The organism is Rhizobium ecuadorense, assembly GCF_001187535.1.
Lineage (GTDB): Bacteria > Pseudomonadota > Alphaproteobacteria > Rhizobiales > Rhizobiaceae > Rhizobium > Rhizobium ecuadorense.
In genome coordinates this window covers 1-207 of sequence record NZ_LFIO01001879.1, presented here as the reverse complement: position 1 = coordinate 207, position 207 = coordinate 1, and the positions used below count along the sequence as shown (strand labels likewise).

Sequence of the window (207 nt, the reverse complement as noted above, 5' to 3'; positions counted from 1 at the left end):
GGATGGGGATGGAGAGACGAGCGGCGCCTACCATATGTCCTACTGGCGCCGGGACGATTTCGCTCTGTGCATGCAGGGGGCGGGCCTGGCTCTTGAATGGGACGCATACAGGGTGAACCGTGACGGCGATGGGTGGCACACGTTTTACGCTCGGAGACCGGAGTGACGCGGTTTCGTGCCGTGCGCTATGCAGGCCCCGAGAGGCTG

Annotated in this window: 1 pseudogene; it reads left to right on the top strand. The window is 64.3% G+C overall.

What is annotated here, in order from left to right:
* A pseudogene (locus AF337_RS46400) lies at positions 1-166 on the top strand (methyltransferase type 12); the annotation flags it as partial.
* Between the last annotated feature and the right edge of the window lie 41 nt (positions 167-207).